The organism is Winogradskyella sp. 4-2091 (genome assembly GCF_045765065.1).
Classification (GTDB): domain Bacteria; phylum Bacteroidota; class Bacteroidia; order Flavobacteriales; family Flavobacteriaceae; genus Winogradskyella.
In genome coordinates this window covers 122,716-147,825 of the sequence record NZ_JBJKOD010000002.1, presented here as the reverse complement: position 1 = coordinate 147,825, position 25,110 = coordinate 122,716, and the positions used below count along the sequence as shown (strand labels likewise).

At 31.5% G+C, this 25,110-nt stretch carries 24 protein-coding genes; 5 read left to right on the top strand and 19 right to left on the bottom strand.

Annotated features, from left to right (window positions below; translation table 11 throughout):
- Positions 1-10: 10 nt before the first annotated feature.
- Positions 11-874, bottom strand: a complete 864-nt coding sequence (locus tag ACJBCC_RS03035; RefSeq protein ID WP_407556358.1) for a DMT family transporter — start codon at positions 872-874, stop codon at positions 11-13.
- Positions 871-4,203, bottom strand: a complete 3,333-nt coding sequence (mfd, locus tag ACJBCC_RS03030) for a transcription-repair coupling factor (RefSeq protein ID WP_407556357.1) — start codon at positions 4,201-4,203, stop codon at positions 871-873. The genes ACJBCC_RS03035 and mfd overlap by 4 nt, the downstream gene beginning before the upstream one ends.
- A 115-nt stretch (positions 4,204-4,318) precedes the next feature.
- Here mfd and ACJBCC_RS03025 point away from each other — a divergent pair, with 115 nt between their 5' ends.
- Positions 4,319-4,750: a TerB family tellurite resistance protein gene (locus ACJBCC_RS03025; protein ID WP_407556356.1), complete on the top strand. Its 432-nt coding sequence runs from the start codon at positions 4,319-4,321 to the stop codon at positions 4,748-4,750.
- A gap of 72 nt (positions 4,751-4,822) precedes the next feature.
- Here the strand turns inward: ACJBCC_RS03025 and fbp are convergent, their stop codons facing one another.
- The gene (gene fbp, locus ACJBCC_RS03020; protein ID WP_407556355.1) at positions 4,823-5,830 is read right to left on the bottom strand and encodes a class 1 fructose-bisphosphatase; all 1,008 of its coding nucleotides are present in this window, start codon (positions 5,828-5,830) and stop codon (positions 4,823-4,825) included.
- A gap of 129 nt (positions 5,831-5,959) precedes the next feature.
- On the opposite strand from fbp, the gene ACJBCC_RS03015 reads away from it, so the two are divergent.
- From ACJBCC_RS03015 to ACJBCC_RS03000, 4 genes are read left to right on the top strand one after another with little or no spacing between them, the layout of a single operon-like run.
- Positions 5,960-6,439: a GNAT family N-acetyltransferase gene (locus ACJBCC_RS03015; RefSeq protein ID WP_407556354.1), complete on the top strand. Its 480-nt coding sequence runs from the start codon at positions 5,960-5,962 to the stop codon at positions 6,437-6,439.
- Positions 6,440-6,468: 29 nt separating this feature from the next.
- Complete coding sequence (locus ACJBCC_RS03010; protein ID WP_407556353.1) at positions 6,469-7,719, top strand: aspartate kinase; 1,251 nt, start codon at positions 6,469-6,471, stop codon at positions 7,717-7,719.
- A gap of 19 nt (positions 7,720-7,738) precedes the next feature.
- Positions 7,739-9,577: a GNAT family N-acyltransferase gene (locus tag ACJBCC_RS03005; RefSeq protein WP_407556352.1), complete on the top strand. Its 1,839-nt coding sequence runs from the start codon at positions 7,739-7,741 to the stop codon at positions 9,575-9,577.
- The gene (locus ACJBCC_RS03000) at positions 9,558-10,577 is read left to right on the top strand and encodes a carboxypeptidase-like regulatory domain-containing protein (RefSeq protein WP_407556351.1); all 1,020 of its coding nucleotides are present in this window, start codon (positions 9,558-9,560) and stop codon (positions 10,575-10,577) included. The genes ACJBCC_RS03005 and ACJBCC_RS03000 overlap by 20 nt, the downstream gene beginning before the upstream one ends.
- A 42-nt stretch (positions 10,578-10,619) precedes the next feature.
- Here the strand turns inward: ACJBCC_RS03000 and ACJBCC_RS02995 are convergent, their stop codons facing one another.
- From ACJBCC_RS02995 to pth, 16 genes are all read right to left on the bottom strand, one after another.
- The gene (locus tag ACJBCC_RS02995; protein ID WP_299098457.1) at positions 10,620-11,099 is read right to left on the bottom strand and encodes a YtxH domain-containing protein; all 480 of its coding nucleotides are present in this window, start codon (positions 11,097-11,099) and stop codon (positions 10,620-10,622) included.
- 57 nt (positions 11,100-11,156) lie between these two features.
- The gene (locus ACJBCC_RS02990; RefSeq protein ID WP_299098458.1) at positions 11,157-11,819 is read right to left on the bottom strand and encodes a hypothetical protein; all 663 of its coding nucleotides are present in this window, start codon (positions 11,817-11,819) and stop codon (positions 11,157-11,159) included.
- A gap of 75 nt (positions 11,820-11,894) precedes the next feature.
- Positions 11,895-12,659: a sulfite exporter TauE/SafE family protein gene (locus ACJBCC_RS02985; protein ID WP_407556350.1), complete on the bottom strand. Its 765-nt coding sequence runs from the start codon at positions 12,657-12,659 to the stop codon at positions 11,895-11,897.
- A 21-nt stretch (positions 12,660-12,680) separates the two neighbouring features.
- Positions 12,681-13,067 (bottom strand): VOC family protein, encoded by a 387-nt coding sequence (locus tag ACJBCC_RS02980; protein ID WP_173279455.1) that lies wholly within the window; start codon positions 13,065-13,067, stop codon positions 12,681-12,683.
- An 82-nt stretch (positions 13,068-13,149) separates the two neighbouring features.
- Positions 13,150-13,605 carry a DUF1801 domain-containing protein gene (locus ACJBCC_RS02975; protein ID WP_299098461.1) on the bottom strand — a complete coding sequence of 152 codons (456 nt, stop codon included), beginning with the start codon at positions 13,603-13,605 and terminating at the stop codon, positions 13,150-13,152.
- 26 nt (positions 13,606-13,631) lie between these two features.
- Complete coding sequence (locus tag ACJBCC_RS02970) at positions 13,632-14,570, bottom strand: 2-hydroxyacid dehydrogenase (protein ID WP_407556349.1); 939 nt, start codon at positions 14,568-14,570, stop codon at positions 13,632-13,634.
- Between the two features lie 81 nt (positions 14,571-14,651).
- Positions 14,652-16,022, bottom strand: a complete 1,371-nt coding sequence (mgtE, locus tag ACJBCC_RS02965) for a magnesium transporter (protein ID WP_407556348.1) — start codon at positions 16,020-16,022, stop codon at positions 14,652-14,654.
- Between the two features lie 14 nt (positions 16,023-16,036).
- Positions 16,037-16,813 (bottom strand): 16S rRNA (adenine(1518)-N(6)/adenine(1519)-N(6))-dimethyltransferase RsmA, encoded by a 777-nt coding sequence (rsmA, locus tag ACJBCC_RS02960; protein WP_299098464.1) that lies wholly within the window; start codon positions 16,811-16,813, stop codon positions 16,037-16,039.
- A 104-nt stretch (positions 16,814-16,917) separates the two neighbouring features.
- The gene (locus ACJBCC_RS02955) at positions 16,918-17,238 is read right to left on the bottom strand and encodes a DUF4286 family protein (RefSeq protein WP_407556347.1); all 321 of its coding nucleotides are present in this window, start codon (positions 17,236-17,238) and stop codon (positions 16,918-16,920) included.
- Positions 17,239-17,369: 131 nt separating this feature from the next.
- A complete protein-coding gene (locus ACJBCC_RS02950) occupies positions 17,370-17,981 on the bottom strand; it encodes a matrixin family metalloprotease (protein WP_407556346.1) in 612 nt (203 codons plus the stop codon).
- A 15-nt stretch (positions 17,982-17,996) separates the two neighbouring features.
- On the bottom strand, positions 17,997-19,781 hold the full coding sequence (locus tag ACJBCC_RS02945; RefSeq protein ID WP_407556345.1) for a hypothetical protein: 1,785 nt from the start codon (positions 19,779-19,781) through the stop codon (positions 17,997-17,999).
- A gap of 48 nt (positions 19,782-19,829) precedes the next feature.
- Positions 19,830-20,321 (bottom strand): hypothetical protein, encoded by a 492-nt coding sequence (locus tag ACJBCC_RS02940; protein ID WP_407556344.1) that lies wholly within the window; start codon positions 20,319-20,321, stop codon positions 19,830-19,832.
- Between the two features lie 398 nt (positions 20,322-20,719).
- Positions 20,720-21,991: a serine--tRNA ligase gene (gene serS, locus ACJBCC_RS02935; protein ID WP_407556343.1), complete on the bottom strand. Its 1,272-nt coding sequence runs from the start codon at positions 21,989-21,991 to the stop codon at positions 20,720-20,722.
- 162 nt (positions 21,992-22,153) lie between these two features.
- A complete protein-coding gene (locus ACJBCC_RS02930) occupies positions 22,154-23,467 on the bottom strand; it encodes an HTTM domain-containing protein (protein WP_407556342.1) in 1,314 nt (437 codons plus the stop codon).
- The gene (locus ACJBCC_RS02925) at positions 23,460-24,368 is read right to left on the bottom strand and encodes a bifunctional riboflavin kinase/FAD synthetase (RefSeq protein WP_407556341.1); all 909 of its coding nucleotides are present in this window, start codon (positions 24,366-24,368) and stop codon (positions 23,460-23,462) included. The genes ACJBCC_RS02930 and ACJBCC_RS02925 overlap by 8 nt, the downstream gene beginning before the upstream one ends.
- Before the next feature lie 53 nt (positions 24,369-24,421).
- Entirely contained in the window at positions 24,422-25,054 is a 633-nt protein-coding gene (gene pth, locus ACJBCC_RS02920; RefSeq protein WP_299098472.1) for an aminoacyl-tRNA hydrolase, read from the bottom strand.
- Between the last annotated feature and the right edge of the window lie 56 nt (positions 25,055-25,110).

Sequence of the window (25,110 nt, the reverse complement as noted above, 5' to 3'; positions counted from 1 at the left end):
AATTAAGCCATTATTTAGCTTTAGATCTTATACTTTCAATAATAACTGTTGCTAGTATTAGCATGCCTCCAACAAATGTATGTAATGTTGGTATTTCATTCAAGAAAAAGAATGCAATTATGATTCCAAATATAGGTTGTAAACTACCAATAATACTTGCTGTACTTGCCTTAAAATATTTTAAACTATTTACAAACATAGTGTGACCAATGACCGTAGTTACTATAGCTAATAATAAAACATAAGGATATTGTGTTGTAATATTAGAAGTGTCCATAAAAAATAGGACAGGAACAAGCAATGCTGCTATAATTATCACTTGATAGAACATAAGCATAGTTCCGTTATAATTGGTAACGTGTTCTTTTAGCATTAAAATGCGTAATGCATAACATACAGCCGAAAGTAAACCAAATAGAATGCCTTGTAAATAATTGTTTTCTATATCAAACTCTGGCGCTAGAATATAGATTCCTAGTAACACCATAATCCCTAATAAAATATGAATAGGATCTAATTTTGTTTTTGAGAATAAAGGTTCTAATAAGGCTATTATTACCGGAAACGTAAATACTGAAATCATACCAATAGCAACATTAGATAATTTTAATGCATAGAAATAGGTTACCCAATGTGCGCCCATTAAAAAGGCGGCAATGAAAAAAGTAAGCCGATCTTTTTTAGAGTTGATTTTGAGCTTAATACCTTTAAACAAACAAAGCGCAAACAAAAATATTGCGGCTAAAATGGAGCGCCAAAAAATTATTACAACCGTTGGCATATCTATAAACTTTCCTAATGGGCCAGAAGTACTTATAAAGACGGTTGCAACGATTAATAATAATAGATTATTTAAATGGCTTTTTTCACTCATTGCATATCAGATAAAGCAGCCAATGCTTGTTTTGTTGACTTAATGTTTTCAAAAGTGAGTAATAAACGCAAACCCTTTCTAGTTTGTTTTTCTTTCATTTTGCATTTACCTACATTATGCTGTACAAATTGCAGTACTTTAGTAAAGGACGGACTTTGGTAAAATCCACTTTGCTGATCTTGAACAAAATAACCAATCATCTTTCCTTGTTTCATAATCAGTTTTTCAATACCCATTTTCGTTGCAATCCACTTTAATCGTACGCTATCTAATAAATCTGAAACTTGAATAGGTAATTCTCCAAAACGGTCAATAATATCTAATTCAAACTTATGGAGTTCTTCTTCTGTTTTTATGGCGTTTAGTTTGGTATATAGATTTAATCGCTCAGTGATATTATTGATGTAATCATCTGGGAAAAGTAATTCAAAATCAGTATCAATAGTCATATCTTTTACATACTGCTTAGGCTTACCATCATCTTTATATAAATCTGAAAATTCGGTTTCTTTTAATTCTTCAATAGCTTCATTTAAGATTTTCTGATAAGTGTCAAAGCCGATATCATTAATAAATCCGCTTTGTTCACCACCTAATAAATCGCCTGCTCCACGAATTTCTAAATCTTTCATGGCAATATTAAATCCGCTTCCTAATTCTGTGAATTGTTCTAAAGCAGAAATACGTTTTCTGGCATCATTAGTCATTGCAGAATGTTCTGGTGTAATAAAATAACAGAATGCTTTTTTGTTGCTACGCCCAACACGTCCACGCATTTGATGTAAATCACTCAATCCAAAATTATTAGCATTATTAATAAAAATGGTGTTTGCATTTGGTACATCTAAACCACTTTCAATAATGGTAGTACTTACTAAAACATCAAATTCACCATTCATAAAAGCCAGCATAAGTTGCTCTAGCTTTTTACCATCCATTTGGCCATGACCAATGGCAATTTTAGCATCAGGTACTAAACGCTGAATCATACCAGCAACTTCCTTTATATTTTCAATTCTATTATGAATAAAAAATACTTGTCCGCCACGTTGTATTTCATAGCTTACAGCATCTCTTATAGTTTCCTCTCCAAAACGAATTACATGACTTTCAATAGGATATCGGTTTGGTGGTGCTGTATTAATGACAGATAAATCTCGTGCAGCCATTAAACTGAATTGAAGCGTTCTTGGTATAGGAGTTGCCGTTAAAGTTAATACATCTACATTTTCCTTAATGGTTCTTAATTTCTCTTTTACGGCCACGCCAAATTTCTGCTCTTCGTCTACAATTAATAAACCTAAATCTTTAAATTTTACGTTTTTACTAGCGAGTTGATGTGTGCCTATAATAATATCTACACGCCCTTTTTCTAAGCCTTCTAAAGTTTCTCGTTTTTCTTTGGCAGTTCTAAAACGATTAACGTAATCTACAGTTACTGGGAAATCTTTTAGTCGTTCTTTAAACGTTCGTGAATGTTGATAAGCCAATATCGTTGTTGGTACTAAAACAGCAACTTGTTTACCATTATCTACAGCTTTAAATGCCGCTCTTATGGCAACTTCGGTTTTTCCAAAACCAACATCACCACAGATCAAACGATCCATTGGTCGTTCACTTTCCATATCAGCTTTTATATCTGCAGTAGATGTAATTTGATCTGGTGTGTCTTCATAAATAAATGAAGCTTCTAACTCCAATTGCATATGACTATCTGGAGCGTATTGAAAACCTTTCTTTAATTTACGTTTGGCATATAGTTTAATAAGGTTGAAGGCAATTTCCTTAACCTTAGTTTTTGTTTTTTGCTTTAAGGTTTTCCAAGCTTTGCTTCCTAGTTTATAAACCGTTGGTGGTTTTCCATCTTTACCGTTAAACTTGGTGATTTTATGTAAAGAGTGAATGCTGAGGTATAAAATATCGCGTTCGCCATAGACTAATTTTATGGCTTCTTGCTTTTTACCTTCAACATCAATTTTTTGTAATCCGCCAAATTTTCCAATCCCATGATCTATGTGTGTAACATAATCTCCAATTTCAAGATTGGTTAATTCTTTTAAAGTAATAGCTTGCTTTTTGGCGTAGCCATTTTTAAGGTGGAATTTGTGATAACGATCAAAAATTTGATGATCTGTATATACAGCAATATGGTGTTCAGTATCTATGAAACCTTGATACAATGAGAGTACAACGGTTTTATAATGAACTGTTTGTTCTGCATCATCAAAAATATCGTGAAAACGCTTGGCTTGTTGCTCGCTTACACAGGCAATATAGTTGGTTATTCCGTTGTTGTGATTGTCATTTAAATCTTCAATCAGCAAATTAAATTGTTTATTGAATGCTGGCTGCGGTTTGGTATAGAAAGCTATAAGTTGTTTTGCAAATACGGCTTCAGAACCAAACTCTACTAAACAGTATTCTAAAAATTGTCTTTTAAGTAATTCTGAATTACAAAATAACTCTTCTGGCGACGCATGTTTTATATCACCAGATAAGTTTTTAAAGGCATCTTCAGCTTTCCCATAAAAATTATCAATTCGAGAAAATGTAAGCGATGCATTTTTAGAGAAAATAACTGTTTTGTTAGAAATATATTTTAGAAAACTTTCGCGTTGCTCTGCGATCATTTTATTCGCCACATTAGGTATAATACTGACCTTTTTAATACGCTCGGTAGAAAGTTGTGTCTCTACGTCAAAAGTTCTTATGCTATCTACTTCGTCACCAAAGAATTCAATTCGGTAAGGTTCATCATGAGAAAATGAAAATACATCTACAATGCCACCTCTTACTGAGAAATCGCCTGGCTCTGTAACAAAGTCAACACGTTTAAACTTGTATTCAAATAAAACTTCGTTGACAAAATCAATACTCAATTCATTACCAACAGAAATTTTTAACGTATTCTTTTCTAGCTCTTTTTTAGTTACTACTTTTTCAAAAAGCGCATCAGGATAGGTAACAATAATACACGGTTTTTTACGCGAATTAATTCGGTTTAAAACTTCGGCACGTAAAAGGACGTTGGCATTATTAGTTTCTTCTATTTGGTATGGTCTTCTGTAGCTTCCAGGATAAAACAATACATCTTTGTCATTGATGAGTTGTTCTAAATCGTTGAGATAAAAAGCGGCTTCTTCTTTATCATCAAAAATTAATAAAAATGGTTTATCAGCTGTTTTAAATGCTTCAGCAACTGTTATAGAAAACGACGAACCAACTAGACCTTTAATATGAGTTTTGGTTTCGCTTTGGGCAATAGCAGTTTGCAGATTTTGCAGTTGCAAAGTCTGTGCGAATGTTTGGGTGATAGATACTTTACTCAAGTTTCTTTATTTGAAGTTGCAAATATAAAATTTTTGAAGTCTTCAATACTGATAATTCTTTGAATAGAATTATATTTGTTCAGAATTAATAATTAGATAATAAATAAAACAATATATGTCATTTTCAAATTTATTTGATAGCGGATTTAAAAAGCGAAATAAAAACCATTTTGCATCTATAGTTAAAGTTGCAATGAGTGATGGTGTTATTACGGATACTGAAAAATTATTTTTAGATCGTTTAGCTACTCGTTTAGATATTACAGAACACGATTACAAAGAAATTGTTGAGAATTATGGAACACATCCACTGAATGCACCACTGTCTTACGAAACGCGTTTAGAGCGTCTGTATGATTTAGCACGTATGGTTTGGGCAGATGATATACAAGGTCCAAATCAACATAGTTTACTAGAGAAGTTATGCGTTGGTTTAGGTTTTCATGCTCAGAATGTAAAATACATTGCAGATAAAGCGTTGGCATTAGCACATGATGATGTAGATTCTGATACGTTTATTGAAGAAATGAAAAATATGAATAGATAGTTAGAACACTATTTTAAATAAAAAAAGCAACCTAAATCTAGGTTGCTTTTTTTATGTGTAATTACAAGGAAACTAAGCGTTGTCTCTAATGAATTCTTCAGCTTTTTCAACCATATTTTTACTGCCACAAATAAATGGTACACGCTCGTGTAATTCGGTAGGTTCTATATCCATAATTCTTGTTAATCCATCACTTGCTTTACCATTAGCTTGTTCTGCTATAAAAGCCATAGGGTTACACTCATAAAGTAAGCGTAATTTTCCTTTCGGGTTTTTAGTACTCTTAGGATACATATAAATACCACCTTTAATCATATTTCTATGAAAATCAGAAACCAAACTACCAATGTATCTACTTGTGTATGGTCTTTCGTTCTCATCTTCCTGACAGTATTTAATGTATTTTTTTATTCCAATAGGAAAGTCTGAATAATTACCTTCATTTACAGAATATATATTTCCATCCTCTGGGAATTGCATGTTTGGATGCGATAGGTAATAAGATCCAATTGCAGGATTTAAAGTAAATCCATTTACACCATCGCCTGTTGTGTACACTAACATTGTAGATGTTCCATATACTACGTAACCTGCTGCAACTTGCGCACTTCCTTTTTGAAGAAAATCTTCTATAGAAACAGGTGTTCCTAAAGGTGTAACACGTCTATAAATTGAAAAGATCGTTCCAACAGAAACATTAACATCAATATTAGAAGAACCATCTAAAGGATCTATTAGTACCACATATTTGTTTTGGTGGTTTTCATCTTGGCTATTTATAGTGATAAAGTCATCTTCTTCTTCACTTGCAATACCACAAACAATATTCCTTTTGGTTAAAGTTTGAATGAATTTCTCATTGGCATATACATCAAGTTTTTGTTGATCTTCGCCTTGTATATTAGTATCACCAGCAGCACCAATAATGTCAACAAGACCAGCTTTGTTCACTTCATGATTTACCACTTTCGCAGCTAAACGTATAGAGTTAATTAGTTTTGAAAGTTCTCCTGAAGAATATTTAAACGATGTTTGATTTTCAATTATGAATTCCCCTAAGGTTTGATTTCTTTTAGACATGAAGTAATATATTGATTAGTAGCATACAAATATCGCATTTTTTAACAAACTATAACGTTTTCGTACTTTAAAATTATTGTGATGTCTGCTAAGTTGAATTATATTTGAGTATTCTTTATAATTAACCAAATGAATCAACCAAGATTAGCCCAAAAACAAGATATGCCAAGAGTTTTAGAGCTTATTCAAGAATTGGCAACCTTTGAAAAAGAATCTGATGCTGTAGAGGTAAGTATTTCCGATTTAGAAAATGATGGTTTTGGCGCTCATCCAAAATTTACTTGTTTTGTTATGGAAGTGAATAACACTATTGAAGGCATCGCATTAGTCTATCCGAGATATTCTACTTGGAAAGGAGAAGTATTGCATCTAGAAGATCTCATTGTAAGTGAAAAATGTAGAGGAAAAGGTTTAGGAACTCTACTGCTAGATACGGTTGTACAGTACGCGAAACAGATAAAAGTAAAACGCGTAAGTTGGGAGGTTTTAGATTGGAATGAAACTGCAATTAAGTTTTACGAAAGTAAAGGTGCAAACGTAATGAGAGATTGGAACGTAGTTCAATTAAATGAAAAAGGAATTGAAAATTATTTATCAATTATTAATTAAAAATGTTCCCTTAAATTCGGGAAACACGTATGCGAGTTTATAAATTTGGAGGTGCATCTGTAAAGGATGCAAATGGTGTAAAAAATATAGCAAAAGTTTTACAAACCACAGGACATGAGAAAACATTAGTTGTAATTTCTGCCATGGGAAAAACAACGAATAGTATGGAATTGGTGGTCAAAAATTATTTTGAAAATAAAGCCAATTTACAAAGCGCTATTCACGACGTTATTAAGTACCACAATGACATTTTGGTAGATTTATTTGAAAACAATAGACATCAAGTATTTGTTGATGTCAAATCTTTTTTTGATGAATTAAATGCTTTTTTTAAGAGTAATAAATCTCCAGATTATAATTATGTTTATGATCAAGTTATTGGTTACGGAGAATTGATTTCTACTACAATTATTAGTCATTATTTAAATGAAATAGGTCTTAAAAGTAATTGGGTAGATGTTAGAGAGTTTTTAAAAACAGATAATTATTACAGACGTTCTAATGTCAATTGGGAAGCAACGCAAGAAAACATTAGTTCTAAATTAAATGCTAATGTTTTAAATATAACCCAAGGATTTTTGGGAAGTGATGCCAATAATTTTACAACTACGTTGGGTAGAGAAGGTAGTGATTATACAGCTGCAATATTTGCTTATTGTTTAAATGCTAACAGTGTAACTATTTGGAAAGACGTTCCAGGTGTACTTAATGCAGATCCTCGATATTTTGATAACACGCAATTATTACATCAAATATCATATAGAGAAGCTATAGAATTGGCTTTTTATGGCGCTTCTGTAATTCATCCAAAAACACTTCAGCCGTTACAAAGAAAGGAAATTCCGTTATACGTCAAGTCTTTTTTAAACCCAGAAGAAGCAGGCACTTGTGTGAGCAAAGGACAAGCCTTAGTGCCTGAAATTCCATGTTTTATTGTAAAGAAGAATCAAGTATTAATATCATTATCTTCACTCGATTTTTCATACATTATGGAAGAAAATATAAGTGAAATATTCAGTTTATTACACTTATATAAAATGAAGGTTGATGTTATTCAAAATTCAGCAATTAGTTTTTCCGTTTGTATCGAAAATTTATACGATAATTTAGAAAAACTACTACAGCATTTAAAAGCAAAATTTAATGTAACATGCAACGATAATGTCAGTCTATACACTATTAGGCACTACAATGACGATGCAATACAAGAGCTAGAAAAAGATAAAACAGTATTATTAAAGCAATTAACACAAGGCACTGTGCAAATTGTAACAAAATAAACTTTCATACATTTGTTTTATGGGTAAATCATCTGATACTGGTTTGGTAACCGCAAAAGAAGTCGCTAAGGCAATACATGCTGATAAGTATGGCTTCTTGGGTACTTTTTTTGGTTGGATTTTGATGAAAGTTCTCAAAATATCAACATTAAACAGGGTTTATAATCGTAATAAACACCTCAGTAATGTTGAATTTTTAGATGGTATTTTAGATGAATTTCAGATAAAGTTCGAGATCCCAGAAGAGGATATGAAGCGACTTCCAAAAGAAGGGCCTTACATCACAGTTTCTAATCATCCACTTGGAGGTATAGATGGTATTCTATTGTTAAAATTAATGATGGAACAGCGAAGTGATTTTAAAATCATCGCTAACTTTTTACTACATAGAATTGAGCCCTTAAAACCATATATAATGCCAGTAAATCCTTTTGAAGAACGAAAGGATGTAAAGAGTAGTATTGCAGGTTTTAAAAACGCTATTTTGCATTTAAGAGAAGGGCATCCTTTAGGTGTTTTTCCTGCCGGAGAAGTTTCCACCTATCGTGATGGTAAATTAGTAGTTGATAAAGAATGGGAAGTAGCAGCAATGAAATTAATTCAGAAAGCAGAAGTTCCAGTAGTTCCTATTTATTTTCATGCTAAAAATAGTCGTTTGTTTTATAGACTCTCTAAGATTAGTGATACACTAAGAACGGCAAAATTACCGTCAGAACTTTTAACACAAAAGCGTCGTGTAATAAAAGTTAGAGTTGGTAAACCTATTTCTGTAAAAGATCAAAAAGAACATAGTAATTTAAAAGATTTTTCAGATTTTTTGAGACGAAAAACTTATATGTTATCTAAAACTTTTGAAGATAAACCTAAGATTTTAGACAATCTGCAATCACAATTAAAACCCGTAAAATTACCAAAACGTATTGTCACACCAATAGCACCAGAAGTGATGATTGCTGAGGTAGATAAGTTAAGGGATGAGAATTGTAGACTCTTAGAAAGTAAAAATTATGAAGTGTTTTTGGCATCTGCAAAAGACATTCCTAACATTTTAAGAGAAATTGGTCGATTACGAGAAATTACATTTAGAGAAGTCGGTGAAGGTACCAATGAAGCTATTGATTTAGATACTTTTGACACCTATTACCACCACATGTTTTTATGGGATAACGATAAAAATATAATGGCAGGCGCTTATAGAATGGGCTTAGGATCTCAAATTTTTGAACGTTATGGAATTGATGGGTTCTATCTACAAGACTTATTTCGCTTTGAGCCAGAATTGCATAAAATGATGAGCCAATCCATAGAAATGGGTAGAGCATTTATCATTAAAGAATACCAGCAAAAACCAATGCCATTATTTTTACTTTGGAAAGGTATTGTGCATACAACATTGCGTTATCCAGAGCATAAATATTTAATAGGTGGTGTAAGTATAAGTAACCAGTTTTCTAACTTTTCTAAAAGTCTGATGATTGAGTTTATGAAATCACATTATTACGATCCTTATGTAGCGCAATATGTTCATCCTAAAAAAGAATTTAAAGTAAAGTTACAGGATGCGGATAAAGAATTTGTGTTTGACGAAACTGAAGCGGATTTAAATAAATTTGATAAAATTATTGATGAAGTAGAACCAGGAGCATTACGACTTCCTGTTTTATTAAAAAAATACATAAAGCAAAATGCGAGACTTGTCGCTTTTAATGTAGACCCTTTATTTAACAATGCTGTTGATGGTTTAATGTATATTAAAATTGCTGATTTACCTGAAAGTACAGTAAGGCCTGTGATGGAAGAATTTCAAGCGGAATTAGAACGAAAGTTTATGGATAATCATGAGCAACAAAACAATTAAACTTTGCAGTTTTGTATTTCTTTTACCCTTGTTTTGTTTCACTCAAACACTAACAGGAACTGTTGTAGATAAAACCACACAAAAACCTATTGAAACTGTTGCCATTTATTTTGACAATACAACTCTTGGTACCACAACAGATAGTAATGGCGAGTTTTCTATAACCTATACAGATGCAGTACAGTCTACATTAGTAATTTCATATTTAGGTTACGAAAAGATTTTTATATCAGATTATAGATTAAAAACTAATATGAAAATCGAACTCATTGAAGCAGATAATGCATTAGATGAGGTGCATATAGAATATGATGATGGTTTAACAAGACGACAAAAATTAAGATTATTTAAAAAAGAATTTCTTGGTGTCTCAAAGTATGGCAAATCATGTAAGATTTTAAATGAAGAAGATTTAGTCTTAAAATACGACAAGAAGAATAAAGCCTTATACGCAAATTCTAAAGTGGCTCTTAAAATAGAAAACAGAGCGCTTAACTATGAAATTACTTATGACTTAATTGATTTTGAAATTAACTTTAAATACGCAAATTTAAATACTGTAGAATTTACTGTGAAGTCAGTTTTTTATTACGGCACTTCATTTTATAGAAATTTAGAGGACTCAGATAAACCTAAAACAATTAAAAACAGAGAACGCGTTTATAATGGGTCTATACAGCATTTTATGCGATCTTTATATAACGAGAATTTAAGAGATGAAGACTATTTCATCTTTTTTGATGGCTTCGTTGTAAAAGAATGGTCTTACTTTAATGTAGATGCAATTGTAGACTCTAATTTAAAAAAAGTAACCTTAAAAGACAAAGTTTCTATTTTGTATGATAAAGATTTTCAATCAGAATTACAGGTAGATATTGATGAATTTTACGTGGATATTTACGGGAATTATTCACCTATCGAAGGGATTTATTTTAGTGGCTCTATGGGTATACAGCGTGTTGGAGATACCTTACCTCTAGATTATGGAATTAGTAAATAAAAAACCCAGAATGTTAATTCTGGGTTTGTAATTTATATCTCTCTAAATGCCTTTAAACCATTCTTGAAATTGCTTACCAAGTAAAAATGTTGGTTTCATTTCACCACCTAATGCAGCAACTAAACTCATAATCCAAGCTACAAGTAATACTAGCCACATTACTAAATTTAAAAACGGAATCCATGAAGTTACCATAGCTATGATAATTAATCCTAGCATTTGTCTAACATAAAAAGAACCAAATTCAGTTTTGTTACTGCTATTCATAATAATAGCGATTACCCAACCGATAAACGTAATATGGGCAATGATACCTACATTTTTTCCATCACTTAAAACTTCTTTAGCATCATCTGCAAAATCACTGGCTGCTTTTTTTGCGTCATCAGCAAACTCTTTAGCATCATCAGATAATTCACTAGCTTTTTGGCTAATCTTATCTCCTGCTTTTTTTGCACCTTCTTTTGCATCACCTATCATATCTTCTAGGTCATCGCTTAAATTTTTGTTATCGTCTGACATTCTTTAATTTATTAGTATTGGTTAGATTATAAAGTTAGTAAAAATTGCGAATAGTTTTTATTTCTTGCCAAATAACTTTTGGAAGAAGCCTTTAGTTTTTTGCTTCGCTTCAGTGTAAGTTTCCTTAGCGTCTTCTGATAGATCTTCAAATTTATCTTCTGCTGCATCCGCAAATTTTGAAGCTTTTTCTTTAGCATCATCAGCAAACTCACTTATTTTTTCACTTGCTTCACCAGCAAATTCTTTTGCTTTTGCTTTTGTTTCTTGGTAGGTTTCTTTAGCATCCTCAGCTAGTTCTGATGCCTTTTCCTTTGCTGCATCTGTATACTCATCAAGTTTTTCTCCAGCTTCATTAGCAAATTCTTTAGCTTTTGCTTTCGTTTCGTTGTAAGTTTCTTTAGCATCATCGGCTAATTCAGAAGCCTTTTCTTTTGCAGCATCAGTGAATTGATCTAATTTTTCGCCAGCTTCATCAGCATACTTTCCAGCTTTATCTTTTGCTTCAGAAAATGTTTCTTTTGCAGAGTCTTTAAAGTCATTTAGTTTTTCGCTGGTATTTTCAGCTAACTCAGATGTTTTTTCTTTTGCAGTATTTAAAGTGTCTTTGGTCTCATTTACCAATTCGTTGGTTGCATCATTAATTTTTTCTGATGTGTTGTGTACTCCTTCTTTTGCAGAATCTAGAGTGTCATCACTTAAGTTTTTAGTTTCGTCTGACATCGATTTTAGTTTTAGTTAAGACCGTAAAGTTACTAAAATAAGCGTGTTGTATATATTCAAGTATAAAATAGCTAATTATCTAAACAACATAATAATGCCTCCAATTGCCGTAACAATCAAAATGAAGCGTCTGTAGTTAACATTAGAAATTAGTTTTACAATGTTTACTCCAATAAAAAAACCAATTAATACAGCTGGAATTAATACTGAATTTAATACCAAAGAATCTACTGAAACGGTTTTCCAAACAAAAATATGAAAGGGTAATTTAATGATATTAATGATAAAAAATAACCAAGCTGCTGTGCCAATAAATTCATTTTTTGGAAACCGCATGGTTAAAAAGTAAATGTTTGCAACAGGACCTGCTAAATTTCCTATCATAGTTGTGAAACCAGCTAAAAATCCCATACTTGAAGAAAATAATTTGTGCTTTGGTGGTTCTGTAGATTTAATTCTCTCAAGAAATAACATTATAAAAACAGAGACTATGATTATTACAGCCATAAGCTTTTTAAACACATATTCTGAGATATCATTACCAACCCAAACACCGACTAAAACACCAACAATCATCCAAGGGATTAGTTTTTTAATAATTCCCCAATCTGCATGCCTGTTGTAATACAGAACGGCTAAGATATCTGCACAAATGAGCATAGGTAATAATATACCTGTTGAGGCTTTTTCTCCAAATACAAAGGCTAATATTACAATGAGAATAATACCAATGCCTTTAATACCAGATTTAGATAAACCCAATAAAAAAACTGCGAAACTAATGGCAATCCATTGCAGCGCAGTTAAATTATAAGACTGAAGTATATCTAAATAGGTCAATGATTAAAGATTATAATTACGTTATAGAAAAGCTTCGTCAACGGGTTCCCAGAGTTCAATTTTATTGCCATCGTTGTCTAAGATCCAACCAAATTTCCCATAGTCGTATTCTTCCATTTTACCCACTATAGTAACACCTTCTTCTTTTAAGGCTTTTAATAATTCTTCTAAATTTTCAACTCTATAGTTAAACATAAAGTCTTTTTTAGAAGGCTCAATATATTTGGTGTCTTCTGCAAACGGACTCCATTGTGTAGAGCAATCTTTACCTTGCTTATCTTTCCACCAAAAGGTGCAACCGTAATCGTCTGTATTAAAACCTAGATGTTTTTTGTACCAGTCTTTTGTTGCTTTAGGATCTTTTGTTTTAAAAAATAATCCACCAATGCCTGTAACTCTTTTTTTCATCGAAATTTTATTTTCATTCCCTTGAAAAAGGGAATCTAATTAAACTTATATCTACAAGGGTTTTAAAACCTTGCAGGAAACATTATTTTTTTATTGCCTTTTCGTAGATTTCTATCCATTCTTCAACAGACATTTTTCCTAATAGTTGTTCAATTAAATCATAAGGTATGTCCTCCATTTTTTTAAATCTAACACAGCTTTTTCCCATGTCTAATTTGTATTTACAATGCTTTGGATATTCTTCTACAAACCAATCGTATAATTCCTTTTTAGCATACATACCAGAATGATATAATGCAATAAAGTTTTTTTGAGATGCTAAATTTATAAAAGGTAAAGGCGGAAAAGGTTTACAATGGTAGCCATCTGGATAAATTGATTTTGGAACATAATAGCCTAGCATGCCATAACTCATACCTGCTTCTAAGCCTTTAGGCATATGTTTTTTTATAAGCTTATTTAATTTTATGATAGGTTCTTTTCTGTCTTCGGGAAGTTGATTGATGTATTCTTCTGGTGTTTCGGCTTTATAGGTCATAAATTATATGATTTTAATACTACAAGTTAGCAAAATTTAGCTTTAATCTTATCTACAATAGTTTGCGAAAGTTTTATGTTGCTTTCAATCGTCCAACCTGCAACATGTGGTGTTAGTAAAACGTTTTCAGCTTCTATTAAATATTGAAAAGCTTCTGGCATATTATTGGATGAGAATAAATTTTCAAACGACGATTTTTCGTATTCTAAAACATCTAAACCTGCACCTAAGATTTTACCAGATTTTAATGCTGAAACTAAATCTTTGGTCACTACAGATTTGCCACGTGCTGTATTAATTAACCAAAATGGTTTTTGAAATCCGTTTATAAATGTTGAATCTACCATGTTTATGGTTAACTCGGTTTGTGGTGTATGTAAACTTAGCACATCTGCTTTTTCTTGTAATACTTCTAGAGACACTTGTTTAGCATTCGCATCTTCAACATTGTCTTTTAAATCGTGGCATAATACTTCTACATCAAAACCTCTTAATTTTTTAGCGAATGCTTTTCCCATGTTTCCATAGCCAATGAGTCCAACGGTTTTACCATCTAATTCTAAACCTCTATTTTCTTCTCGTAACCATCTGCCTTGTCTTACTTCGTTATTAGCTTTGCTCAATTTATTGAAAATTGAGAGTAGCATTCCTAAAGCATGTTCGCCAACCGCATTTCGGTTACCTTCTGGTGCAGAAATGAGATGAATACCTTTTGCTGTGGCATAATCATAGTCTATATTTTCTAAACCAGCACCAACACGTCCTATAAATTTAAGGTTTTTAGCTGCATCTAAAAAGTGTTGGTCTATAGAGAAACGACTGCGAATTATAAAGCCATCGTAATCTGCAATTTTGGCTTCGATTTCGGTTTTAGAAGATGTGTAATCTATGTGATTTGTGAATCCTAAATCGTTAAGCTGATTTAATAGTAGTGGATGGTTAGAGTCTAGGTGTAATATTTTCATCAATCAATTGTAAATTAATTTGCCTTAAATTAAATGCTTAAAATTAAGGAAGACTTTTTAATTGATGTACTCTTTTTGATTTTAAAAACCAATAATTAATCCGGATAAGACAAAGAATAAATAAATACCTAAAATATCATTACTTGTAGTGATAAAAGGTCCCGTTGCAATCGCTGGATCTATACCTCTTTTGTCTAATATAATTGGTACAAATGTGCCAACTAAGGCAGCAACAACAATAACAGACATCATAGATACTGCAATAGCCAAACTTTCTGTTGGGTTTTGGTTAATTAAAAAACCGAATAAAATTACTAATAAGGCTAAAGCAAAACCATTGATAAGGCTTAGCCCAATTTCTTTTAAAAGTCTACTGCCTATGCTTCCTTTTACATTATCATTGGCAATACCTTGCACAATAATGGCACTAGATTGTACACCAACATTACCAGCCATTGCAGCTATTAATGGTGTGTAAAAAAATAGAGAGGGAACGGTTTCCATAACCTCCTCAAAGCCTTTCATTATAAAAACACTTCCTAGTCCACCAAAAAGACCTAAAACTAACCATGGTAAACGTGCTTTTGTGAGTTCCCAAACGCTATCATCTGCTTCTACATCTTGTGTAATACCAGCTGCTAATTGGTAATCTTTATCGGCTTCTTCTTTTAAAACATCTACAATATCATCAATGGTAATTCTACCTAATAAAATTTGGTTGTCATCTACTACTGGTATTGCTTCCAAATCGTATTTAGACATTACTTTTGCAACATCTTCTACATCGTCATTAACATTTACCCAGTCTACGTTGTCCTTGGCAATGTCTGCAATTTTTATGTCGCTTTTAGAAATGATTAAATCTTTTAGTGATAGTCTTCCAATGAGTTTGTCTTGTTTATCTACCACGTATACAGAATGTACTCTTGTGACATCTTTAGCTTGTCCTCTAATTCTACGCAAACATCCAGCAACCGTCCAAGTTTCATAGACTTTAACCAATTCTTTTGCCATTAGTCCACCAGCTGTATCTTCATCATAGGCTAAAAGTTCTTGAATTTCCTCTCTGTGTTCATCATCTTCAATTTGAGAGATCACTTCTGCTTGACGTTCTTCAGGAAGCTCGGCAATCATATCTGCCGCATCATCAGTATCTAATTCTTCAACCTCTTCTGCAATCTCTTTGGTAGAAAGTTTTTCTAGAATTTTTTCTCTAATGTCCTCATCAAGCTCCATTAAGATATCTGAAGTCGTTTCAGAATCGAGAAGTTTTATGACATAGACAGCATCATCAAGATTTAAATCATCAAGAATTTCGGCAATATCTGCATGGTGATACTCATTTAAAAGGGTTTTTAATTCGTTATCGTTTTCGTCTTCGATAAGAACTTCTACCTTTTCAATAAGGGCATCAGTAAGCTGAAATTGTATGTTTTCTTGGATGTCTTCCACTCTTAGTTTAGAGTTTAAATTGAATCATTTTCAATTAGTGTAGTTAGTTCAATAAATTGTGAAACACTTAATTGTTCTGGTCGCTGCCCAAATATAGTATTTGCTTTTAAATTATCCGATAGATTGAATGTTTTTAAACTGTTACGTAATGTTTTTCTACGTTGCTGAAAACCAGTTTTTACAACTCTAAAGAATAATTTTTCATCGCAAGGCAATGTAAAATTCTCTTTTCTTTTAAGTAATAACACACCAGAATCTACCTTTGGTGGTGGATTAAAAACCGTAGGAGGAACCGTAAATAAATAGTCTGCATCATAAAACGCTTGCGTTAAAACAGATAGAATACCATAAACTTTTGAACCCTCTTTAGAGCAAATACGCATGGCAACTTCTTTTTGAAACATACCTGAAAACTCAGGAATTTGATGTCTTAATTCTAAGGTTTTAAATAGAATTTGAGAGGAAATATTATAAGGGAAGTTACCTATAATAGCAAAAGGTTTGTCTTTAAAAACGAGATTTAAATCGTATTTTAAAAAATCTTTTTCTATGATTCTATCCGCAAGATTGAGATAATTATTTTTTAAGTAATCTACAGATTCTGTGTCTATTTCAATGACGTGCGTAGTGGTGTCTTTTTTTAGAAGGTATTTGGTTAAAACACCCATTCCTGGACCAATTTCTAACACATCATTGTAGCCTTCTAAAGATAAACTATCTGCAATATCTTTAGCAATTGATTCATCTTCTAAGAAATGCTGTCCGAGATGTTTTTTTGCTTTAACTGTCATGATAATTTTATTTTTTTAGCGAAGACGCAAATGCGTAAAGCTGGTGTTTTGTAAAGATACGTTGATGATTGTGGACTTTAGCAGAGTTGCTGGTTAAATTGATATTAATTGTAATTTACAACATATTCATCTACAACCTCAAGTTCCGTTCTAAAAGATAATACTTTATCCGCAAAACGTTTTAACCCTTCTTGTTTCAATTGTTCTGCATGTTCTGTGTAATAACTATCTAAAGCTTCTCTAGAGTGTGCTCTATATTGTACAGAATAGGTTTCTGTTTCGTCATCATCCACTAATACTTTAGTGAGTTTAGCTTCTTTGAATTTACCCGTTGCTAATACTTGTGGAATGTGGTCTTTTATCCATTCTAACCATTCTGCGTGAACGCTTTTATCAATGTTTAGGGTAACGTTATATATAATCATGCTTTAGAATTTTGATGCAAAAATATGGATTTAGAACTTATTTAAGTTTCAAAGTTTCAAAGTTTCAAAGTTTCAAAGTTTCGAAGATTGAGAGATTCTTGTAGAATTTGAATTAAGAATAATTAGAAAGTCTAATTTATCTCATTATAACAATCTGTACATAAATCAAGGCCAGCTAAATCTACAGTTTTAATGGTTTCTACAGCATCTTGCATCACACATTTTTTTGCAGAACAGTGGTCAAGACCAAGATTGTGTCCTATTTCATGAATTGAAATTTTACGTACTCGACTATCAAAAATCTTTAAATTCTTATTTTTTAATCTATAAGTTGAAATTACGCAACTATTGCCAGGCTTATAGCCTAAACCAAAAATTCCCCAATCTGAATATTTAGATTCAGGTTTTTTTATATTGCCATCATTATCTCTTTTAGATGTTGATATATCTTTGGTGGTAATGCCAATGATATAATTTATGGAATCTGGTCTATTTTTAGATAAATCTATCAGGAGTGAATCTGCCCTATATCTTGGGCTTTTAATATTGATAAATGCGGTTTTAGGTAGCGTTTTGTTAGTTAAAATAATAATTTTTGCATCATATGCTTGTTTTAAACTTTCTGAAATTGAATTAATAGTGGTAGAATCAATTTCATCATATGGTTGAATTCCAATAAGCTTTGGTTTATTTGAGCAGGAACAGCAATAAAGTAATATTAAAAATAGAATTTGCTTTTTCAAAACGTAATGTAGATTTTAATTAATACTATCACCACGTAACATCCTAAATTTCTTTCTAGCTTCAATGAAGTAGATGCTGTCTTGATGTTCAAAGATTATTTTTTCGTAGAGCTCTTTGGCTTCTTCAGGTTTTACTAAATGTGTGTTATAAAGTTCCGCTAAATAAAATTTGGCGTCATCAGTTAAAATACCTTCACCATAATTAGTTAGAATGTTTTGGTAATTGGCTTCAGCCTTTAAATATTGTTGCTTTGATTCGTATAGTTTTGCTTGCTGAAAAAGTGCTTGCCCAATGATATTTTCGGTTTTATGTTCTTCTAAAATTATGTCTAAAAGCGAAATAGCATCATCTATTTTATTCTGAAAAGCATATAAATCTGCTTTTGCGTATAGTTTTAGTGATGTTTGAAGGCTGTCTTCAAATTTATTGTCCGTAATTAATAGTTTTAAGTCTAAAGCATCATTAGCAATAAGTTGTGATGTTGAAGATTTTAAAATCTTTAGTTGTGATTCTGCCCAATCAAAATCGCCTTTATAATAACTCGTTTTAGCAACTTTAAATCTTGCTTCTTGTGCAATGGTACTATTCTTCATTTCTGCCTGAATCTGAGAATAAAAAATTAAAGCTTCATTAAACTTTTCTTGAAGCACCAGAATATCGGCAAGTAGTAATTTTATTTTTGCCTTTCTATAATATCTAATGTCTAATTTAAGACTCTCTTTTAAAAAGTCAGTGGCTGCTTTTGTGTCCTTTTTGTTGAATGCTAAGAACTTGCCATAAGCTAATTGTAAGGGAATTGTAAATGCTGATTTTCCATAGTTTTCAAATAGTTTTTGATAGGTTTCATCAATTTGAATCAACATTTTTTTGTCTGCATTTTTAGTGTCAATTTCTAAAATATATTGATGCGCAGTTACTGCTGTTGTTTTATCTTGTGTAGTCTCTAATACATAGTTAAAAATGTCTTTGGCTGTATCATCGTCATTGTCTTTGCGTGCCATATTAGCAAGGTCAATTATACGATCTAAACTTTCGGGATTACGTTTGTATAATGCTTTTTCTTGTATAAAGGATTTGCTGTATGCCTTTTCTTGAACATAAAGCCAACTGAGCATTTCATACCAATACGGCTGTGGTTGTTGCTGTATTTTTTTTAATAAAGCCCTTCTTAAATATAAGTTGTTTTCATTTTCTCTATTTTCTGAAATGAAATCACTAATAGCACGCTTAATATTACTTAAGTAATTAGGTTTGTATTCTACGTATTCGATGTAGTTTTCAAACATTTTTTCAACGTTGCCAAGATCTCCATATATACGAGCTAATTGAATATTGTAATTTCTATCTATAGTATTACTTTTCCCTTTTTCATATAAACGAATGGCATGGTCTAAAAGTGAATAGTCTTCGAATTTTTTTGCAATGGTATAAACGTAGTACGGTTTTGTTTCTGCAAAAGCGACGGCTTCTTCATAGAGTTCGTTAGCACGATCTAGACTGTCTATAAGCTGGTAATTATAGCCTAAAGCAACAACAAGTTCAGGATCTCTCTTCTTGGTAAGTTGCGTTGTTATAATATTTTGGACTTCGTTGTACTCTTCTAACTGCTGATGAATATCTATTAACTTATCTACATACTTTAAACTTCTTGGCTTTTCTTTATATAGATTTTGGTAAATAATAAGTGCTTTTCTAAACTCTCCTTTTTTATAATAGCTTTCTGCTTGTATTTCACTGTTTTGAGTGAAACCAAAATAAGATGTAAAAATTAATAATATGGCTATAATTTGTTGACGCATGTTTTTTTGAAGAGCTTTAATACTGAGAATTTAATGGAGTTTTTAAATTTATTTGGCAATAACGATTGGTTTAGGTTCTAATTTATAATGCTGTAAAATGTATTTTATATCATCTTTAGATAAGAGTCTAAAATTATCAATTTCCTTGTCCATGAATTCATCTTCAGACATCATAGATCGTATAAATACTACTTTAAATACTTCTTTTTTATCATCTAAGGTTAGGTTATTAGAATCCTTTGCAACAAAGCTTTCATAAGCATTAGCCATAGCCAACCAAATTGATATTTCTTCACTTGGATTTTCATCCCTTTTAAAATTGGTAATGGTTTCCTCTAGTGAGACAGGAAAGACCTCGTTGAAGGTCTTATGGATATAAGAAATATGACTTAGTTGCTCATCGCTTAAAGTGTCATTAACAATAGGTGATTGAATTAAGTTTTCTATACTAATGTCTTCGGTGTTAATCTTTTCCGTTGTGCTTTCTTTACATGAAAAAACTAAAAAAGTCAGTAACGATGCAATAAAAATTTTTGTCATTTGTCTTTATATGGTGTACTACATCAAATATAACAAATGCAAAATCGAGATATTATAAAAAAAGTCATAAAAAAATGCCTAAACAAATCGTTTAGGCATTTTACCAGCAAAATAAATGTGCTATTAACCATTATTTTATAAATATGATTCAGTTATTCCGACGTGGTTTTGCTTTATTATTTTGAAATGAATAAATAGTTAAAACAAAACTTTGGATACCATTGCAATCAATGATACGAGTATAACAATTCGTTTTAAATTTTTCATAAATAGGTTTTTCTAAATTTGGTATTACGAATTTCTGAAAAATAATTGAATTAAACCGAAGAAATACTTATAAAATCGACGAAACACACTTTTTTTTAACAATTATGGAATTTGATTAGACTTGCTAAGGTTTAGGAAATCATGTCAAAACCTGTGTAAGGAATCAAAGCTTCAGGGATTTTTATACCATCTTCAGTTTGGTAATTTTCTAAAATACCAGCTAAAATTCTCGGTAGTGCCAATGAACTTCCGTTTAGTGTATGACATAATTCGTTTTTACCATCGCTATTTTTGAAACGAAGTTTTAAGCGATTAGCCTGAAAGGTTTCAAAATTAGAAACAGAAGATACTTCTAACCAACGGTCTTGAGCTGTTGAGAATACTTCAAAATCATAAGTAAGCGCAGATGTAAATCCTAGATCACCACCACATAATTTTAGAATTCTATATGGAAGTTTTAAATCTTTCAATATGTCTTTTACATGATTTACCATGCCGTCTAATGCTTTGTAAGAATTATCAGGATGCTCTACACGCAATATTTCTACTTTATCAAATTGGTGTAATCTGTTTAACCCTCTAACGTGAGCACCATAACTACCAGCTTCTCGTCTAAAACAAGGTGTGTAACCTGTGATGCTAATTGGTAAGTCACTTTCGTTTAATAATGTATCTCTAAAAATATTTGTTGCAGGTACTTCTGCTGTTGGTATTAAATATAGATTATCTAGGGTAACATGATACATCTGTCCTTCTTTATCTGGTAATTGACCAGTTCCAAAACCAGACGCTTCATTTACTAAATGTGGCACTTGGTATTCTGTGTAGCCAGCTTCAGTATTTTTGTCTAAGAAATAGGCAATAAGCGCACGTTGTAATCTTGCACCTTTACCAATATATACAGGGAAACCAGCACCTGTAATTTTGTTACCTAGTTCAAAATCTATGATATTATATTTTTTTGCTAATTCCCAATGTGGTAAAGCGCCATTGTGTAGAGTAGGAATATCTCCTTCTCTAAAAGTCTCCTCATTATCTTCATCAGTATTACCTGCTGGTACAATTGTGTTTGGTACGTTAGGAATTTTATATAATAACTCAGAGAGTGCTTCTACTTTGTCATTGAGTTCTTGCTCAAACCCTTTAGTAGCTTCTTTTAATTGCGTTGTTTTTTCTTTTAAAAGATTTGCTTTTTGTACTTCTCCAGATTTAAATAAATTACCTATTTCTTTAGAAAGGGCATTAGATTCTGCTTTAGAATTATCTAAAGAAGTTTGAAGTGCTTTACGTTCTTCATCAAACGCAATAGCGTTATTAATCATTTCGGTTGCATCAATATTTCGTTTTGCTAAACGTGCTATGATGTCTTCTTTATTTTCTCTAATAAAAGCAACTTGTAACATATCTTTTAATTTAGGTTTTTATACCAATAAAGCTCAGTAAGAGCAAGGAACAAATGTAAAAATAATTTAAGCAGATAAAAATTATATTATCGCTATTTTGACGTGTGAATTAGGGCTTTATCGAGTTTATGTTTTTTTAATTGAATTTTGTTAGACATAAAACTAATCTAGTTTTGATGGTAATATCCAATTATGATGTTTAAAATGCGACCATTCCTCGTTCGCTAAATCTACTTTTTGGTCTATAAGTCTAGTTCTAGATCTGCCATTTACCTTTACGTGAGCGTTTACAAACACTTTTACTGAGATTCCTTTTTTACCAAAATCTTGCTTAAGATGTTGAGCAAATTGCCACATAATGTCTGGTTTTGTAGTAGCGCCTCTTTGTTGTTTTTTGGTTAGGTAATCATCTAATCTAATTTTAATTTTTTTATCTGTATCAGCATTGATTACAGTATATCTAGTGCTTCCATTTTTTGCTCTCAGCATCATTCGCCATGAGAGTCTATGACCTTCTTCTGTCCATAGAACATTATCTTCAATAAAATGATGCCTCATTGGAAGCACGATTTGAATGATAAAATAAACAGTAAATACGGATAGTAAAATGGGTTTGTATTTAGGTACACTAATAGCATTCCCATCATAAAATGGTTTTTCTTTTAAGAAAAATTTACGGATAAGTTTAGGGTCAAAAAAGAATAAACTGAATGCCAATGACATATAAGGAAATATGCCAATTTGAAAAACGATTGAATTAAATAAATGAAAGAAAATAGAAATGAAGAAAGCATATTTCCTGGTAGGCTTAAAAAGTAATAGTGGAATGATGAGGCCATCAAATAATATACCACCATATGCCAAAATATAATGCACTGCGTTTTGTTGCAATAGTTCGCCAATTATAGGATAATTTGCTTTATTTCTCATTAGGATAGCTATCACAGAACTATCTAGCCAATCTGGATATAGTTTTGCTAAAGAAGCATAGGTGTATAGTATAAATAATTGCAGAACAAAAACCCATTTACACCAACTAGGCATTGAGATACTTTTTAGAGCAGGATTTAATTTGGCATCAATAGAGGCATAGCGGTTCGCTGGCATAACAACCATAATAAAACTAAGCAAAACTAAAAGGTAGTAATGATTATTATAAGATGATTTTTGCATGAGATATGTTGCTGTCCACATCACCGCAAAAGTTAGCATACTCAACCTGTATTTATAGCCCAACATTATACAAATTCCTAAAAATCCCATAACCATATAATAGATATACATGCCATTACCAGGTAGTGGTTGTAACCATTCAAAACCAATAAATGAGAATGTAAATTGTGGATCTATTAAGGTTCTTTTTACCCAACCTGTAAAAATGGCGCCAAAAGCTTCTAAGGCACATAATAAACCAAAGATGATTCTAAAAACTATGAGTCCGGAGTTGTCTATATGCTTAAATAATAATTTAGTCATCTAGCTCTTTTATAAATGACAATGCATTTTCCCTATCTTTATTAAGCTGAATTTTTAAAGCTTCAAGATTTTTAAATTTTTCTTCGCTTCTTAAACGCTTAAGGAATTCAATTTTTAGTTCAGAATTATAAATGTCTTCATTAAAGTTAAAAAAATGAACTTCAATAGATTGAGTTTTTCCATTAACTGTTGGGTTGGTACCAATATTCATCATACCGAAGACTAATTTTTTATTAATCTTAGATTTTACAACATATACACCATTACAAGGAATGAGTTTATAGGATGCGATAATGCCAATGTTTGCTGTAGGAAAATCAATTGTTCTGCCTAATCCTTTGCCTTTTATGACGTTTCCAGTTACAAAGAAATTGTAACCTAAATATGAATTTGCTAGGGCAACCTGTCCTTGGTTTAGTGCATTTCTAATTTTTGTAGAACTTACAGTAACTTCCTCTAAATCTTGTGCAGGTATTTCTTCAACATTAAAATCATAGATTTTAGAAAAATCTAATAAATTAGTAATATTGGCACTTCTATTTTTTCCAAAATGATGATCGTAGCCAATGACTATTTCTTTAGTGTTTAGTTCATCTACCAAAATTTGTTTTACGTAGTCTCTGGCGGAAAGATTGGCAAAATCCTTAGTAAATTTTTTAACGATAACTTCTTTTATTCCAAAGGTTTTTAATAACTCTATTCGCTCTTCAATAGTATTAAGCAGTTTAATAGAATCGTCTTTTTGAAGCACCATTCTTGGATGAGGAAATAAAGTCAACACCACAGGAATATAGCCTTTAGCTTTCGCTAATTGCACCACTTGTTTTAATATTTTTTGATGCCCTATATGTATGCCATCAAATGTGCCTATAGTTGTTACTTTTGGTAGTGTTGAATTCAAATCTTTAAAGTATTGCTATTTTTTAAAAATTGCTTTAAGAACGAAGCTACATTTTATTTTCCATTAAATTGATTCATTGTATTACTTACACCTGCAAGTGCGAAAGATTTAACAAGTTCTGCTGAAATTTTTAAACGTTCTTTCAGTTTAGTGTTTTCGTCATCAGTCCATTCACCTAATACATAATCAACTTGTCTGCCTTTGGTAAACTCATCACTAATACCAAATCTAAACCTATTGTATTTTACCGTTTGTAACTTGTCTTGCGTGTCTTTTAAACCATTATGTCCACCATCACTTCCTTTTGTTTTAAGGCGAAGCGAACCAAAAGGAAGATTTAAGTCATCAGTGATAACTAGTAAATTTTCTAATGGTATTTTTTCTTTTTCTAACCAGTATTTTATGGCTTTTCCACTCAGGTTCATAAATGTGCTAGGTTTTAAAAGTATTAATGTTCTACCTTTTACTTTTAGTGTAGCAATATCACCTAGCTTTACGGTTTCAAAAGTAATATCATTAGAATCTGCTAAATGATCAAGTATTTTAAATCCAATGTTGTGTCTGGTGTTTTCGTATTTATTACCTATGTTTCCTAAGCCAACGATTAAGAATTTTTTCATTTTATCTTCTTCTGTTAGTACAATGTTTTCACTAAAACCAAGCCAGCTTTTAATAGCCTTCCACATAATTTCAATTTCTGTAAAAATAAAAAAAGCATCCTATAAATAGAATGCTTTTTAAA

Coding starts and splice junctions, on each gene's coding strand:
- serS (WP_407556343.1), bottom strand. CDS start 21,991: ATGTTACAAGTTGCTTTTATTAGAGAAAATAAAGAAGACATCATAGCA.
- pth (WP_299098472.1), bottom strand. CDS start 25,054: ATGTGGAAGGCTATTAAAAGCTGGCTTGGTTTTAGTGAAAACATTGTA.
- fbp (WP_407556355.1), bottom strand. CDS start 5,830: ATGTCTAAAAGAAATCAAACCTTAGGGGAATTCATAATTGAAAATCAA.
- ACJBCC_RS02990 (WP_299098458.1), bottom strand. CDS start 11,819: ATGTCAGACGAAACTAAAAACTTAAGTGATGACACTCTAGATTCTGCA.
- ACJBCC_RS02945 (WP_407556345.1), bottom strand. CDS start 19,781: ATGCGTCAACAAATTATAGCCATATTATTAATTTTTACATCTTATTTT.
- ACJBCC_RS03035 (WP_407556358.1), bottom strand. CDS start 874: ATGAGTGAAAAAAGCCATTTAAATAATCTATTATTATTAATCGTTGCA.
- ACJBCC_RS02980 (WP_173279455.1), bottom strand. CDS start 13,067: ATGAAAAAAAGAGTTACAGGCATTGGTGGATTATTTTTTAAAACAAAA.
- ACJBCC_RS02995 (WP_299098457.1), bottom strand. CDS start 11,099: ATGTCAGACGATAACAAAAATTTAAGCGATGACCTAGAAGATATGATA.
- ACJBCC_RS02930 (WP_407556342.1), bottom strand. CDS start 23,467: ATGACTAAATTATTATTTAAGCATATAGACAACTCCGGACTCATAGTT.
- ACJBCC_RS03025 (WP_407556356.1), top strand. CDS start 4,319: ATGTCATTTTCAAATTTATTTGATAGCGGATTTAAAAAGCGAAATAAA.
- ACJBCC_RS02975 (WP_299098461.1), bottom strand. CDS start 13,605: ATGACCTATAAAGCCGAAACACCAGAAGAATACATCAATCAACTTCCC.
- ACJBCC_RS02955 (WP_407556347.1), bottom strand. CDS start 17,238: ATGATTATATATAACGTTACCCTAAACATTGATAAAAGCGTTCACGCA.
- ACJBCC_RS03000 (WP_407556351.1), top strand. CDS start 9,558: ATGAGCAACAAAACAATTAAACTTTGCAGTTTTGTATTTCTTTTACCC.
- ACJBCC_RS02940 (WP_407556344.1), bottom strand. CDS start 20,321: ATGACAAAAATTTTTATTGCATCGTTACTGACTTTTTTAGTTTTTTCA.
- ACJBCC_RS03015 (WP_407556354.1), top strand. CDS start 5,960: ATGAATCAACCAAGATTAGCCCAAAAACAAGATATGCCAAGAGTTTTA.
- ACJBCC_RS03010 (WP_407556353.1), top strand. CDS start 6,469: ATGCGAGTTTATAAATTTGGAGGTGCATCTGTAAAGGATGCAAATGGT.
- rsmA (WP_299098464.1), bottom strand. CDS start 16,813: ATGACAGTTAAAGCAAAAAAACATCTCGGACAGCATTTCTTAGAAGAT.
- ACJBCC_RS03005 (WP_407556352.1), top strand. CDS start 7,739: ATGGGTAAATCATCTGATACTGGTTTGGTAACCGCAAAAGAAGTCGCT.
- ACJBCC_RS02970 (WP_407556349.1), bottom strand. CDS start 14,570: ATGAAAATATTACACCTAGACTCTAACCATCCACTACTATTAAATCAG.